The sequence below is a fragment of the Hyphomonas sp. NPDC076881 genome, assembly GCF_050269995.1.
Lineage (GTDB): Bacteria > Pseudomonadota > Alphaproteobacteria > Caulobacterales > Hyphomonadaceae > Hyphomonas.
Window position 1 is genome coordinate 132,030 of record NZ_JBNNJJ010000004.1, and the last position, 14,594, is coordinate 146,623.

The following is a 14,594-nucleotide window of genomic DNA, read 5'->3' on the forward strand; positions in this document are numbered from 1 at the left end:
TGTTGAGGAAGATGGCGGGTTACGCCTTTGGCTAACCCGCCCTACGGGGTTTCTTTTATTGAGGGTGTGTCTTGCCGCGTCCCCCCTCCGCCCTTCGGGCACCTCCCCCGCAGGCGGGGGAGGAGGGGCGCGGGTCGGAACGGTTGCCTAAACCCTCTGCATACGGCCCATGCGGCGGACTTCCCAGCGGAGGTCTACGCCGGAGGTTTCGAGGACGCGGGCGCGGACGAGTTCGCCGAGGGCTTCTAGGTCTGCGGCGGTGGCGGTGCCGGTGTTGATCAGGAAGTTGCAGTGGAGGGGGGAGACCTGGGCGCCGCCGACTTTCAGGCCGCGGCAGCCGGCTGCGTCGATCAGTTTCCAGGCGGAGCGCTGGTCCGGTGTGCCCGGAGGATCGGGGTTGGCGAAGGTGGAGCCGGAGGTTTTTTCCTTGATTGGCTGGGTCTCTGCGCGGCGGGCCTGAAGGGCGGCGATGGCGGCGCTGATGGTGGCCGGATCATCCGTGCCCGTACCTTCCAGGATGAGGCGCGTGACGATGAGATCCTCCGGCAGGTCTGTATGCCGGTAGGAGAAGTGGGCCTCGGGCAGGGCGCCGGGCTTGCCGGGGCCGCGATAGGCCGCCGGGCTGCCATCGCGGCGGAAGCCATGCAGGGCGACAAGCCGGTCGCGCAGCTCGGCGCCATAGCAGCCGGCATTGGTGCGCGTCGCCCCGCCGAGCGAGCCGGGGATGCCGGAGAGGAATTCCAGCCCCGTGATGCCGTTTCCGGCGGCGGCCCTGGCGACGGCGAGATCGAGCGCGCCGGCGCGGGCCGAGAGGGTGATGCCGTCAAGGGCTTCAATCTCGCCCCAGTATTTGCCCATCAGGCGGATGACGATGCCGGGGATGCCGCCATCGCGGACAATGAGGTTTGAGCCGACGCCGAGGACGGTGACCGGGATGGCGGGATCGAGCGCCTTGAGGAAGGCGGCCAGGTCTTCCTCATCGGCGGGCAGGAAGAGGGCGTCTGCCGGGCCGCCAACGCGGAACCAGGTGTAGGGCGCAAGCTCTGCGCCGGGGATGAGTTTGCCGCGCACGGGCGGAAGGGGAGGCAGGGTCATGGCGGAAACGGGTTTCCTGAACCGCGCGCGAAGTCAAGGTGGGGGAGGGGCCCCGAAGGCGGCGGGCGCCCTAGCGCTGGGGGCCGCCGGGCGAACCTTCGCCGCGCGGGCCGCCGCCTTGCGCAAAGCGGCGGTCTTCCTTCTCCGGCTTGTCGGGCGCGGTGAGGCTGGCGGCGGTGATGTTGCCGGCGCTGTCCTGATACTGGGCGGCGAGTTGGAGGATCACCGTGTAGAATTCTTCATAGGTGACGATCCGGTCGAGATTGGGGTCAAACCGGACGGGATTGGCGAGGGTATCGTCGCGCACCGGGAAGCTGGCCGCCCAGGCCTGCTGTTCCAGCGCTGAGATCTGGCCATCGCCATTGGCATCGGCCTCTGCGAAGGCGGCGGAAATGCCCTCGCGCAGTTCTTCGGGGGAAATGACGCCGTCGCCATTGGCATCGAAGCTGATGATCAGCACGCCGCCCGAGACGAGGCGTTTGGGTTTGTCGCCAGGCTGGCCGCCGGGGAGGGGCATTCTTTCGGGGCGGCCGGCGGCCTGCTGGCCGGGCAGGCGCACGATGTCGTCGGCTTCGGCAAGGTCTCCATCGCCAGACGCCATCGCGGTCATCGGCAGGGCAAGAGACAGGGCAAGGCTGGCAAGGAGGGCGCGCATACGGGATAGCTCCTGAAAGGCCGATCGGACTAACCTAGGTGGGTGTGGCTGTTTTGCAACACCAATCTGCAGGCCTGCCCGATCGCCGGACTGTTCTGCAGGCAGCGTGCTGAACTCAGTATTAACCCCGCCTTAACGCTCGCAGCACCATTCATTAACCAGTATAAACCCTCGCGAGTCGCGGCGCCTGTTTCTGCGCGCGGCCGTCCATGATCGGCATGTTTTGCCAATATATAGAGGCCCGGTAGCTCGATGACCGCTGAACAGATGCCCATTCTGATGGCTATTGGCACTGCGCTGCTGGCGCTTGGGGCGCTGCTCTGGGCGCTGCGGGTGTCGGACGGCGCGCGCGGGGCGGCCAAGCGCTACCGCGAAGTGGCCGGGGACCGCGAGACGGAGAATGCCGGCCTTAAATCTGTGTTAGGGGCCCATCCGGGCGTTATTCTGGTCTGGCAGGGCGACGCGCTGGAGCTGGATGGGGACGAGATTACCCCGCCGGAGCTTTATGGCTCGCCAGTGGCGCTGGCGGGCCTTCTCAGTTTTACCGATGACGCGATTTCGCCGGACCCGGCGGTGCGCATCGTCGAGGGGCTGGCGGATCTGGAGGCGCGCGATTCGGCGGGCCAGGACACGACGCTGCGCATCCGCCTGCGGGAGCTGCGCGAGAGCGGGCAGCCTTTCTCGCTGACCATCATCGGGCCCTCGGGCCGCTTCCTGGAGGCGGACGGGCGCACGGCGGGCGTGCGCGCGGTGGTGTGGGTCAACGACACGACGATCAAGGGGCTGGAGGAAAGCTCGGCCCGCGGCAAGCTGGAAGAGGCGCGGCAGGTGATTGCGCGCGACCCGACGGCGTTCCTCGACATGCTCGGCAAGGCGCCGTTCCCGGCCTGGCGGGTTTCGGGCATGGGGCGCCTGCAATGGGCCAACCCCGCTTATATCGAAGCGGTGGACGGCGGAAACCTTGACCGGGTGCTGGAGCGGCAGGTGATGCTGGACCAGGCGGTCAACGAGCAGGCGCGCAAGACGATCACCGACGGGGCCGAGCATGACGAGACCCGGCATATCGTGATCAACAATCAGCGCCGGGCGATGCGGGTGCTGACCTTCCCGCTGTCGGGCGGGGCGGGGTGTATGGCGTTTGACGTGACCGAGCAGGAGAATTCCCGCGAGGAGCTCAACCGCCATGTGCGCGCCCATGACGAGACGCTGAACCATGTGGCCGACGCTGTGGCGATCTTCGGGCCGGACCGGAAGCTGAACTTCTACAACAAGGCTTTCCGCGACATGTGGGACCTGGAAGAGACCTTCCTTCTGGACCGCCCCAATCATGGCCAGCTTCTGGACCGCCTGCGCGAGAAGAAGAAACTCCCGGCACGGACGAATTATGCCGAATGGCGCGCCGAGGAGATTTCCTATTATCTCGACATTGACGGGGTGAAGGAAGACAAATGGTCTCTGCCGGACAGCCGCACGCTGTCTGTCACGCGCCAGCGCCATCCGATGGGCGGGCTGCTGGTCCTGTTCAAGGACATCACCGACCATCTGTCGCTGCAGACGCGCTTCAACGCGCTGATCAAGACGCAGTCTTCGACGCTGGACAATCTGCATGAGGCCGTCGCCGTGTTCGGTTCTGACGGGCGGCTGAAGCTGCATAACCGCGCCTTTGAGCGGGTGTGGGACATTCCGTCTGACCGGCTGAAGGACAAGCCGGATTATGATGATGTGGTGCGGGGCTGTGTGCCGCTGTTCCATGACATGGACATCTGGGAAGGCATCAAGGTTCACATCACCGACCCTTCGGCGCGCCAGTCCACCACCGGCGAAATGCGCCGCTCGGATGGCTCGTTGCTGACATATCTGACCCATCCGTTGCCGGATGGAAACACGATGATCGCCTTTGCCGATGTGACGGCGACGCGGCGGGTGGAATCGGCGCTGCGCGACCGGGCCGAAGCGTTCGAAGCGGCAGACCGCCTGAAGACCGAGTTTGTGCGCAATGTGAGCTATCAGCTGCGCTCGCCGCTGACCACGATCTTTGGATATGCCGAGCTGCTGGAGACCCAGCGCAATGGTCCGCTGACGGAGCGCCAGACAGACCATGTGCGCGCGATCCTTTCAGCGTCCGATCATCTCAACAAGCTGATCGAGAATATTCTGGATCTGGCGCTGATCGAAGCCGGCAGGCTGGATCTGGAGCTGAGTGAACTGGACCTGGAAGAGGTGATCCATCAGAGCGTCGAGCTGGTTGTGTCGAAAGCGGAGGATACCGAAGTCTCGGTGCGCGCCGAGATCACCGGGCGCCTTGGCCAGATGCGGGGCGATGAGCGCCGGATCAAGCAGGTGTTGTTCAACCTCATCTCCAACTCGCTGCGCTTTACCGAGCCGGGCGGGGAGATCGTGGTGGCGGCCCAGCGCATGGGCGACATGATTACCCTCAGCGTGCGCGACAATGGCTCCGGCCTTGAGGCAGACAAGCGGGCGACGAGCTTTGACAGCTTTGTTTCCGGCGATCAGCGCGGCGCGGGCCTGGGGCTCGCTCTGGTGAAGCACTTCATCCATCTGCATGGCGGCACGGTGGGCATGAAATCGGTCGATGGCGGGGGCCTGGAAGTGACCTGCTGGCTGCCCTCGCAGGCACCGGTAACGGCGTCCCTGCCGCCGAGCCAGACGAGCTTCGAGCCGCAACCGACCGCGCACTGAGTTAGCGCCTAAAGCATATGAAAAGCCCGGCCCTCGAAAGACGGCCGGGCTTTTTCTTCTGCCGGTGATGTCGTTGGTTGCCTGGCCCCCTCATCCCCAACCCCTTCTCCCCAGGGGGAGAAGGGGCTTGAAGATCAGACTGGATCGGATGCCTTGAAGACTTCCTCGTCGAGATCGCCTTCCCATTTGGCGACGGCGGTGGAGACGGCAAGGTCGCCGGTGATGTTGGTGACGGTGCGCATCATGTCGAGGATACGGTCGAACGGGAACAATACGGCGATGATCAGCACGATCTGCTCCGGGCTGGCGCCGACGATGCTGAGCGTGGTGGTGGCCAGCAGCAGGCTGACGGAGGGCACACCGGCGGTGCCGATCGATACCAGCGTCGACATGATGATGATGGTCAGATACATGCCCGGCTCCATCGGGATGCCGAGCGCCTGCACGGCGAAGAGGGCGATGAGGCCCTGATAGAGCGCGGTGCCGTCCATGTTGATCGTCGCACCGAGCGGCAGCACCGAGGAGGCCACCGGCTTGCCGATGCCGAGATTCTTGGTGGCGCAGGAGATGCTCATCGGCAGGGTTGCGTTGGAGGAGGAGGTCGAGAAGGCCACCATCTGCGCATCAAACACGCCGCGGAAGAAGGGGATCAGCGGCAGGCGCAGAACGCCTTTCACGATGAAGCCGTAGGTGATGACCATGTGCAGCAGGCAGGCGGTGTAATGGGCCAGCGTCATCTTGCCGAGCACGGTGAGCACGCTGAGCCCCCGGTCGCCCATCACCCAGGCCATCAGGGCGAGGACGCCGAAGGGCGCTGTTTCCATCACGATCAGCGTCAGCTTCATCATCGCTTCGGCGCCGGAGTTGAACAGTTTCTCCAGCGGCTTGCCCATTTCGCCGGTCATCATGATGCCGATGCCGAGCAGGATGGCGAAGAAGATGATCTGCAGCACATCGCCGCGCGCGAAGGCATCCACCGGGTTTGACGGGATGATGGAGAGCAGGGTCCGGACAAGCTGCTCGCCGACGCTGCCGGCGGGCGCGTTGACGGCGAGACGCGAGCGGGTTTCCTCAATGTCTGCGGCTGAGGCGATGGAGGTGTCAAAGCCCGCGCCGGGCTGAACCAGCGTGCCCATCAGCAGGCCGAAGCAGATGGCGATGACGGTGGTGCCCATATACATGGCAAGGGCGCGGCCGCCGAGACTGCCGAGGCGTTTGGGATCGCCCATCGCCAGCACGCCGGAAACCAGCGTGACGAAGATCAGCGGCACGACCAGCATGCGGATGAGGTTGATGAAGGCATCACCCACAGGTTTGAACCAGGTGGTGACGAACTCCCCGGCGCGCTCTGGCCCGAGGCCGTAGCGCAGGGCGAGGCCGATCAGCGTGCCCACAACGAGGCCGACCAGCACCCGCTTCCAGAGATCAATGGCGAACCAGCCCTTCATACGCAACTCCCAGTTAGAACCCGCCGGGACGGTAGGGGGAGGGCGCCGCAATGGCAACTGCCGGAACTGCAGCAGAGAGGCCGGCGCTTGCCATCAGGGCAGGGGGCGCCCTATCAGCGGGCAGATGATGCATGCCGACGCCCTGCCGATTGATGAGGTGATGCCGGAAATTCTCCGGGCATTGGCGGCTGGGCCGCGCCTTGTGCTGGCCGCCCCGCCCGGCGCGGGCAAGACGACGCGCGTGCCGCTGGCGCTGGCGGGCCTGCTGGGCGCGCCGGGGGTGATTGAGGGGCGTATCCTCCTGCTGGAGCCGCGCCGGGTGGCCGCGCGCATGGCGGCCGAGCGGATGGCCTCCTCCCTTGGCGAGCGGGTGGGCCAGACCATCGGCCTGACAACGCGGGTGGACCGGAAGGTGTCGAAGGAGACGCGGATCGAAGTGATCACCGATGGCCTGTTCACGCGCCGCATTCTGGCCGATCAGGAACTTCCCGGCGTGGGCGCCGTGCTGTTTGACGAGTTCCATGAGCGGCGGCTGAACGCTGACCTGGGCCTGGCGCTGGCGCTGGAGGTGCAGTCTGTGCTGCGCGAGGATCTCCGCCTGCTGATCATGTCGGCCACGCTGGATACGGCTGCGGTCGCGCGCGCTATTGATGCGCCGGTGATCGAGAGCGAGGGGCGGATGTATCCGGTCGAGACGCGCTATCTTGGCAAGTCTGACGAGCGGATAGAAGACCGGATGCCGAAGGTGATCCGCCAGGCGCTGCGCGAGGAGGCAGGCTCTGTGCTGGCCTTTCTGCCGGGCGCGCGGGAGATCAACCGCACGGCAGAGGCGCTCTCGGGGCTTGGGCCGGACGTGATCATAGCGCCGCTTTACGGCGCGCTGTCTCCGGGGGAACAGGACGCGGCGGTTTCGCCCGCGCCGCCGGGCAAGCGGAAGATTGTTCTGGCGACGGACATTGCCGAAAGCGCACTGACGATTGAGGGGGTGCGGATCGTGATTGATTCTGGCCTCTCGCGCGTGGCGGAGGAAGATTTGGGCGGGCTGGGCAGCCGGCTGACGACGGTGCGCGCGTCCCGCGCGTCTGCCGACCAGCGCCGGGGCCGGGCCGGGCGGACGGCGCCGGGCGTGTGTTACCGCCTCTGGGACGAAGCGGCGACACGCGGGCTTATGGCGGCGCCGACACCGGAAATTCTGGTGACTGATCTTTCCGGGCTTGCGCTGACGCTGGCCGAATGGGGCACGCAGGACGCGGCGGCGCTGACCTGGATGGACCCGCCGCCGCCGGGCAAGCTGAAGGGGGCGCGCGCGCTGCTGACGGCGCTTGGCGCGCTGGACGTAGATGGCGCCCTGACCGCGCGGGGGCGGGAGATGGCGCGCCTGCCGCTGCCCCCGCGCCTTGCCGCGCTGGTGGCTTCCGCGCCAGGCCCGGCAGAGAAGGCGCTGGCCGCCGAGATTGCCGCCATGATGGGCGAGCGTGGCATGGGCGGGGAGAGCAGCGATCTCACCCAGCGCCTGCAGCGTTTCCGCGCTGATGGCAGCCCGCGGGCCCGGTCCCTGAAACAGCAGGCCAAAAGCTGGGGCGGGGGCGCAGCGCCGGGCGGGGATCTGGCAAAGCTGCTCAGCCAAGCCTGGCCCGATCAGGTGGCGCGGCGGCGGCCGGGGAGCGCGGGCAGCTATCTGATGGCATCGGGGCGGGCGGCCGCTGTTCCGCCCTCTGATCTTCTGGCGAAGTCAGACTGGCTGATCGTGGCAGACCTGGGCGGGGCAGCGAAGGAGCCGCGCATTCTGCTGGGCCTTCCGCTCAGCGAGGCAGAAGCGCTGGCGAGCCAGAAGGCGGTGACCGAGGAGCGCGCGGCGTTTGACCCGAAGACGGGCAAATTCACGGCGCGGCGGGTGAAGGCGCTGGGCGCGATTGTGCTTTCCGAAGCGCCTTTGCCGAAGCCTTCGGCAGAGGCGGCGGCCGCAGCGATGCTGGCGGCGATTGAGGCAGACGGGTTTGGCGCCATTGGCGCGGGCGATGTGATCGAGGAGACGCTGAGCCGGCTGCGCATTCTGGCAGAGGCGGGGTTGATCGAGGCGCCGGGGCTGACGGGGGAGGGGCTGGCGGCAACGGCGGCAGACTGGCTGAAGCCGGCGCTGAAACGGCGCGGAGCGCAGGTGCCCGAGCCTCATGATGTACGCGAGGCGCTGGTGCAGTCGCTGGACTGGCCGGTGCAGGAAGCGCTGCGCAGCCATGCACCGCTGAGCCTGGAGCTGCCGTCCGGTCAGAACGCGCGGGTGGACTGGCTGGACCCGCGCGCGCCGCTGGTGTCGGCACGGGCGCAGGCATTTTATGGGCTGACCGAGCATCCGAAGATTGCGGCGGGCCGTGTTCCGGTGACGGTGGAGTTGCTCTCGCCCGGCATGAAACCGGCGGCGGCGACACAGGATCTCGCGCGCTTCTGGGGCGCAGGCTACAAGGACATGGCCAAGGATATGCGCGGGCGCTATCCCAAGCATGACTGGCCGGACGACCCGGCAAATGCCCGCGCGCATGAGGGGCGCACCAAGAAGCGCCTCTAGAGACAAAAGGACGGTTACGGATGAACTTGCCCCGCTTGCTGAAGGCCATCACCGGCGCTGCGCTGATCGGGCTTGCTGCCTGCACCACGACGCCGGCAGAGCCGCCCCGGCCGGCGCCGTTTGCGGAGACGGAGGTGGCCGGCGTGCGCTGGGGCGCGGTGGTGATGACGCTGGACGGGCGGGAGGTGTTTTCGCTGAATGCCGATGAGCGCTTCATTCCGGCCTCCAACACCAAGGTGTTCACCACGGCGGCAGCGTTTCAGTATCTGGCGGGGCTTGATGTGGCCGATCCGGCGGCGGGCACATCGCTGTGGCTGGCGCCGCGCGGAGAAGGGGCGGCGCCCGATCTTGTGCTGATGGGAGCGGGCGACCCCATGCTGGCTGACCGGCCAGACTGCCTGGACAATTGCCTGCATCAATTGGCGGACGCTGTGGCCGCTGCCGGGATCACGCGCGTGGGCGACATTATTGGCGATGATACGCTGCTGCCCGCCGAGCCCTGGGGGCAGGGGTGGAGCTGGAACAATTTCGTCTGGTATTATGCCGCGCCGGTATCGGCTCTTTCGGTCAACGAGAATGCGCTGAGCCTGATTGTGGCGCCAGGGGCGGCCCCGGGCGATCCGGCAGAGGCGGACTGGGCGGCGGGCGATGACCTGCTGACGGTTGACAACCAGCTGATCACCGGCCTGCCGGGAACCGAGCAGACCCTGCGGATGGGGCGCGTGCCGGGCCTTGAGATATTGCGGCTGACCGGATCGATCCCGGCCGGCACCGCCCCGCGCGCCTATGCCGTGGGAATGCGCGACCCGGCGGAGACGGCAGCCTTTCGCCTCTTCCGCCTGCTGACGGAACGCGGCGTGGCTGTGGAAGGCAAGATGCGGGCACGTCATGAGCCCGCCGAAGGGGAGGCCGGGCAGAGCGCGCCGGTGCTGATTGCGCAGCTGACGCCGCCGCCGCTGATGGACAGTCTGCGGCGTATTCTTGTGAACAGCCAGAACCTGCATGCGGAGCTGTTGCTGCGCCGCATTGCGCTGGCAAGGGGGGAGCTTTCCCCCGAAGGCGGGCCGGAGGTGCTGGCCGCGCTGGTGGCTGAGGCGGGGCTGACGCCGGTGGAGGCGGAGTTGTTCGATGGCTCGGGCCTTTCCAGCTATAACCGCGTGACCCCGCGCGGCATGGCGCAATTTCTCCAATGGGCAGCCCGGCAGACCTGGGGCGATGAATGGCGCGGATTGTTGCCCGTGGGCGGGGAGAGCGGCACGCTGGCGCGCCGGTTCCAGGGCACGCCGCTGGAGGGGAAAGTTTACGCCAAAACAGGCTCTCTGCACGGCGTCAACGCGCTCTCAGGCTTCATGACCGCGCGCAGCGGGCAGACGCTGATCTTTGCCGTTTATGCCAATGACCGCCCGGCCGATGCGCCCTCCATCATCGGAGAGATGGACGCAAACCTCGTGCGCATTGCGCAGGAGAATTAGGCAGCCAGCCGGGCGAGCCAGATCGTGGCGCCGCCGCAATCGGGATCGTCCACAACCCGGCCGATCAGGGCCAGCCGGTTTGCGGCGAGCAATGCCTCATACTCTGCCAGATCCAGGCTGGCATGATAGAGGGGCTTTCCGCGCCAGCGGCCCAGGGTTTCGCCGCGCTGGGTTCCGCTGGTGAACATCAGGGGCGCGCCCGGCCGCAGATGCCGCGCGAAGACCGGAAACATGTCTGCCTGATCGTCCGGGGAAAGATGAAAGAGGCTGTGCCAGGCGAGGACGCCGCCAAAGACGCGCCCCAGATTGAGCCCGCGCATATCGGCCACCTGCCATTCCTGATCCGCAAACCGCTGCCGGCAGAGGGCAATGAGGGAGGCGGCGCCGTCGATGCCGGTTACGCGATGCCCGGCAGCGAGAAGGTCGGGCACAATCGGCTGGCCCGCGCCGCATCCCAGATCCAGTAACTGCGAAGCAGGCTCTGCTGCACCGGTAAACCGCGCGATCCAGCGCTGTTCCCCGGCGGGGCGCTGATACTGGCGGTCTTCATCCCAGCCGGAGGCGTTCTGATCATAGAGCGCGATGACGGAGGATGACGGCGTCTGCAAGGGGGCGTGGGGCCGGTCAGTTCGGGCGGCGGGTGGTCTCGTCGCCCCAGTCCATGCCCATGGATTTCTTCATCCAGCCGGAGAAGGTGGCGGGTTTCTTCAGGGCGTTGGCCTCCAGCGAGCCATAGGAGACGAGCGCGCCATCCTTGCCTTCCAGGCGCACGCCGCGAATGCGCTCGCCGACATGGCTGAAATCGTAGGATTGGGCCGGATCGAGGATCAGCATCACCTGCTCGCCGCCCTTGCCTTCAAGATCGCGCCCGAAGACGAGGCCATAGACCTTTTCCCGGCCCCAGAGGCCATGGCTGGCCGCCTGGCGCTTGCCATCAAGCAGCACTTCATCCCAGAGCAGGTTGCGCCGCCATTGCAGCACATGCATCCGGTCACCCGAGACGATCTTGATATCGACTTCGTGCAGCGCAACGCGAACGAGTTCAGCATGCATGGGGCGGCTCCTCAGCTTCTTATCGTTTTTCAATATATGAATGGGACGGGGGCGTCAACACCGGGATTTGGTTTCCGGCCCCGCCGGTCGCCGCTCGCCGCGTGCTTGACCGCCGCCAGCCGCAAGGGCACCGATGAAGGATGAAAAGGTTGCTCAAGATTGCCGCCGCAGCCCTTGCTGTTCTCATCCTTTGGGCAGCACTCGTGGTGCTGGGCGCGCGCGAAGGCTGGTTGCGGCCGATGCCGGCGGCCAAAGGCGACACGGCGGCCTTCCTGAAATGGGCCGAGGCCCAATATACGTCGCAATCGCAGGGCAATATTGCGATCATATTGCTCGAGAACGGCCACCCGGCGCAAACTTACTTCGCGTCTCATGGGCGGCCCGTCGAGGGCGGCTCGCTCTTTCAGATCGCTTCCATAAGCAAGTGGGTTACCGCCTGGGGCGTAATGGCGCTCGCCGAGCAGGGCCGGGTCGATCTTGATGCGCCCGTGTCGCAATATCTTACACGCTGGCAGCTTCCGCCGGGGCCGTTCAACAATGAGGAGGTTACCGTACGCAGACTGCTCAGCCACACGGCCGGTCTCACCGATGGCCTGGGATTCCTCGGTTTTGAAGAGGGGCAGGTCCTCCCCACACTCGAAGAGGAATTGACGCAACCGCGAGACGTGATGCCGGGAGCGAATGGGATCGTGCAGGTCGGCGCTGAGCCGGGGTCTGCCTGGCGCTATTCCGGCGGGGGCTATCTGATCCTGCAATTGCTCATTGAGGACGTGACGCAGGAACCGTTCAACGACTATATGCAGCGCGCGGTGCTTCAGCCGCTCGGGATGACCGGCTCCACATTTGTTGAGCCAGACCCGGGCCGCCTGGTTGATTTCTATTCAGCGGACGGATCACTGGCGGCGCACTACCGGTTCACTGCGACGGGGGCTGCGTCCCTCTACACGTCCGCTGCGGATCTGACGCGCTTCCTTCAGGCTCAGGCCAAGGGCCCGGAGGGGGCTCCGCCCGGGCGCGGTGTGCTCAGCCGCGCCACGCTTGAAGAGATGCATGCGCCAGAGGCGTTTCTGTATGGCCTGCCCGTCTGGGGGCTTGGGCCAACCCTCTACGCGCCCAATGGCGCTGGGGGGTATGTGATCGGCCATGATGGGGGCAACTACCCCGCAATCAACACCACCGCGCGGATTGATCCAGCGACAGGCAACGGCATCGTCGTACTCCAAACCGGCAGCGCCACACTGGCCCGGAAAATCGGCGGGGAATGGCTGTATTGGCAAACGGGCAAGGCCGGGCTCGACACACTGATTGTTCTGGAGGCCCGCAATATCCTGATCGTGGTCGCATCGGGCGCAATCCTGATCCTGATCGGGGCGATTGTGATCGCGCGGACCGGGCGGAGGCGCCGGCCCCACCCTGCCAGCGCCGGCTGAGTAGATCGGGTGACGGAAAGACGCCTCCTTCTGCGCCCTGTTTTCCGGTCAGCATACCGATACTGAACGAAGGATGCCGCCGCGTCAGAAGGGGCAGGGCGCCTCAAACTCCAGGCATTCATCCGTTGCCGGATGGATGAAAGAGAGCCGCGCGGCGTGCAGCGCCAGGCGCGGGCGGGCGGCGAGGGCATCGCCGGCCGCGTAGAACTCATCGCCCAGGATCGGGTGGCCGATGGCGGCGAGGTGGGCGCGGAGCTGATGGGAGCGCCCGGTGAGCGGGGTGAGCTTCAGGCGCGCATGGCCGTTCTTGACACTGAGGGTTTCATACAGCGTCCGGCTCGGCTTGCCGATGTCGTGATCGATCTTCTGCAAGGGCCGGTTCGGCCAGTCGGTGATCAGGGGAAGGTCAATTTCGCCGCGGGTGGGCGAGGGCGCGCCCCAGACGTCGGCGAGGTAGGACTTCTCCACCTCGCTGCGCTCGAAGAGGCCGGAGAGCGCCCGCTGCATGTCCTTGCCGCGCGCCATCAGCAGGAGGCCGCTGGTGGCCATGTCCAGCCGGTGGACGGTGAGGGCATCTGGAAACTCTGACTGCACGCGGGCGATGGCGCAGTCGGCCTTTTCCTCCCCCCGTCCAGGCACGGAGAGGAGGCCGGAGGGTTTGTCGATCAGGATCAGGTGATCGTCGCAATATATATAGGAAACCGGCGCGGGCGCCGGGGCGTAGGCGTTCATACCGCAAGGCCTGGCAGGGCGAGGCGGAAGACGGTGCCTTCCGGGCCGGTTGAGGCGAGCGTGAGATTGCCGCCCAGGGCCTGCGCCAGTTCATGGGCGATCACCAGGCCAAGCCCCGTGCCGCCCACCCGGCCAGAGCCGGAGAAGGGGCGGAAAAGATTTTCCTGCGTCTTTTCCGGAACACCGGGGCCATTGTCAGCAAACATCAGCGCGCCGCCTTCTATCCGTATCCGGATTTCCGGGTCGGGCGTGTTTACCTGCCGCATTGCCTCGGCAGCGTTGCGGATGAGGTTTGCGGCGATGCGGTGAAGATGGTCGGCGTCGGAACGGATGACGAGGGTTTCGGGCACATCGATCCGCGTCTTTACGCCGTTCTCCACCAGCGCTTCTTCGGCGGCGCCCTGCAAAACGCTCAGCAGGCGCACGGTCTGCATCACCGGCGCGCGCGGGGCGGCCTTGCCATAGTCTAGCGTGGCGGTGGCCAGTTCAATGGCGCGTTCGAGGGCGCGTTTGAGGCGCGGGGCGGCGCGCTGCACGCGGGGGTCTTCAGAGGCGGCAAGGCCATCGGAGACGAGCTGGGCGGAGGCGAGGGAATTGCGCAGATCATGGTTGATCTTGGCCACGGCGCTGCCAAGCTCGGCCAGGTGGGCGCGCTGGCGGAAGGAGTCGGCGACGACTTCCTCCATGCCGGCAAGGGCGTTCTGCGCGCGGCCGATCTCGTCGCGGCGCTTGGTGGGGGAAAGGCGCCGGGTCCAGCTGCCGGGATCGCGGCTGAACTGTTCCACGCTGACGGTCACCCGCCGCACCGGGCCGACCACGAGGGCATTCAGCACCAGGTAGATCACCACGGCTGCGACCAGCGCAATGATCAGTGAGAAGCCGGCGACCCGCCAGGCAAGCTCCACCATCGTTTTCTTGAGTGGCGCCTGGGGCACCACAACCTCGATCACCCGCCCGCTTTCGGAGCCTTCCGCCAGGATGACCAGCATTTCGCCTTCGGGCGCGAAATATTCCACCAGCGCCGCCGCGCTGCGGCCCATCATGCCGCCCGCGCGCAGGTCCACGATACGGGTGGGGGCTTCTTCGATTTCCATGGCCGGGGCGAGCAGCTGGAAGCGCATGTCGTCTTCCACCTCCGTGACGGCGAGCACTTCAGCCTTCTCCAGCAGGCTGCTGGAGAGCTCTTCGGAAACCTCGCGCATTGGCGCGGCCTCAAGGGCGAGGGCGGCGATCCGGGCGGCCTGGGCGCGCTCGGTCAGCCATTGCGTGCGCACATTGCCGGCCGTGGGAACGAACACCAGCGCTTCGGTCAGCAGGATGGCGCCCAGGGTCAACGCGAACAGGCGCGCGGCAAGGCTCTCCGTCAGGCGCCGCACGCGGCGCTGCGGGGCTTGGTCCGGGGGCAGGTCAGGCTCGCTCACGGCCGGAGACTTAGGCCAAAAGCGC

At 66.6% G+C, this 14,594-nt stretch carries 11 protein-coding genes; 4 read left to right on the forward strand and 7 right to left on the reverse strand.

What is annotated here, in order from left to right; all coding sequences use genetic code 11:
- Positions 1–147: 147 nt before the first annotated feature.
- The gene (murB, locus tag ACQKI2_RS05985) at positions 148–1,095 is read right to left on the reverse strand and encodes a UDP-N-acetylmuramate dehydrogenase (RefSeq protein ID WP_427378789.1); all 948 of its coding nucleotides are present in this window, start codon (positions 1,093–1,095) and stop codon (positions 148–150) included.
- A 70-nt stretch (positions 1,096–1,165) separates the two neighbouring features.
- Positions 1,166–1,750, reverse strand: coding sequence for a hypothetical protein (locus tag ACQKI2_RS05990; protein WP_427378790.1), 585 nt, complete (start codon positions 1,748–1,750; stop codon positions 1,166–1,168).
- Between the two features lie 252 nt (positions 1,751–2,002).
- Between ACQKI2_RS05990 and ACQKI2_RS05995 the strand changes: the two genes are divergently transcribed.
- Positions 2,003–4,450: a sensor histidine kinase gene (locus ACQKI2_RS05995; RefSeq protein WP_035593760.1), complete on the forward strand. Its 2,448-nt coding sequence runs from the start codon at positions 2,003–2,005 to the stop codon at positions 4,448–4,450.
- 134 nt (positions 4,451–4,584) lie between these two features.
- Here ACQKI2_RS05995 and ACQKI2_RS06000 read toward each other — a convergent pair whose 3' ends face one another.
- On the reverse strand, positions 4,585–5,898 hold the full coding sequence (locus tag ACQKI2_RS06000) for a dicarboxylate/amino acid:cation symporter (protein ID WP_427378791.1): 1,314 nt from the start codon (positions 5,896–5,898) through the stop codon (positions 4,585–4,587).
- A gap of 124 nt (positions 5,899–6,022) precedes the next feature.
- On the opposite strand from ACQKI2_RS06000, the gene hrpB reads away from it, so the two are divergent.
- Positions 6,023–8,461 carry an ATP-dependent helicase HrpB gene (gene hrpB, locus ACQKI2_RS06005; protein WP_427378792.1) on the forward strand — a complete coding sequence of 813 codons (2,439 nt, stop codon included), beginning with the start codon at positions 6,023–6,025 and terminating at the stop codon, positions 8,459–8,461.
- A 20-nt stretch (positions 8,462–8,481) separates the two neighbouring features.
- Positions 8,482–9,933 (forward strand): D-alanyl-D-alanine carboxypeptidase/D-alanyl-D-alanine endopeptidase, encoded by a 1,452-nt coding sequence (dacB, locus tag ACQKI2_RS06010; RefSeq protein ID WP_427378793.1) that lies wholly within the window; start codon positions 8,482–8,484, stop codon positions 9,931–9,933.
- Here dacB and ACQKI2_RS06015 read toward each other — a convergent pair.
- Both ACQKI2_RS06015 and ACQKI2_RS06020 read right to left on the reverse strand, forming a co-directional pair.
- Positions 9,930–10,541: a class I SAM-dependent methyltransferase gene (locus ACQKI2_RS06015; protein WP_427378794.1), complete on the reverse strand. Its 612-nt coding sequence runs from the start codon at positions 10,539–10,541 to the stop codon at positions 9,930–9,932. The genes dacB and ACQKI2_RS06015 overlap by 4 nt on opposite strands.
- 16 nt (positions 10,542–10,557) lie before the next feature.
- Positions 10,558–10,986: a hypothetical protein gene (locus ACQKI2_RS06020; RefSeq protein ID WP_427378796.1), complete on the reverse strand. Its 429-nt coding sequence runs from the start codon at positions 10,984–10,986 to the stop codon at positions 10,558–10,560.
- 140 nt (positions 10,987–11,126) lie between these two features.
- Here ACQKI2_RS06020 and ACQKI2_RS06025 point away from each other — a divergent pair, with 140 nt between their 5' ends.
- Positions 11,127–12,416 carry a serine hydrolase domain-containing protein gene (locus ACQKI2_RS06025; protein ID WP_427378797.1) on the forward strand — a complete coding sequence of 430 codons (1,290 nt, stop codon included), beginning with the start codon at positions 11,127–11,129 and terminating at the stop codon, positions 12,414–12,416.
- A gap of 84 nt (positions 12,417–12,500) precedes the next feature.
- On the opposite strand, the gene ACQKI2_RS06030 is transcribed toward ACQKI2_RS06025, so the two are convergent.
- Together ACQKI2_RS06030 and ACQKI2_RS06035 are read right to left on the reverse strand one after the other, a co-directional pair.
- Positions 12,501–13,148 (reverse strand): pseudouridine synthase, encoded by a 648-nt coding sequence (locus tag ACQKI2_RS06030; RefSeq protein WP_427378799.1) that lies wholly within the window; start codon positions 13,146–13,148, stop codon positions 12,501–12,503.
- Positions 13,145–14,569 (reverse strand): sensor histidine kinase, encoded by a 1,425-nt coding sequence (locus tag ACQKI2_RS06035; RefSeq protein WP_427378800.1) that lies wholly within the window; start codon positions 14,567–14,569, stop codon positions 13,145–13,147. The genes ACQKI2_RS06030 and ACQKI2_RS06035 overlap by 4 nt, the downstream gene beginning before the upstream one ends.
- Between the last annotated feature and the right edge of the window lie 25 nt (positions 14,570–14,594).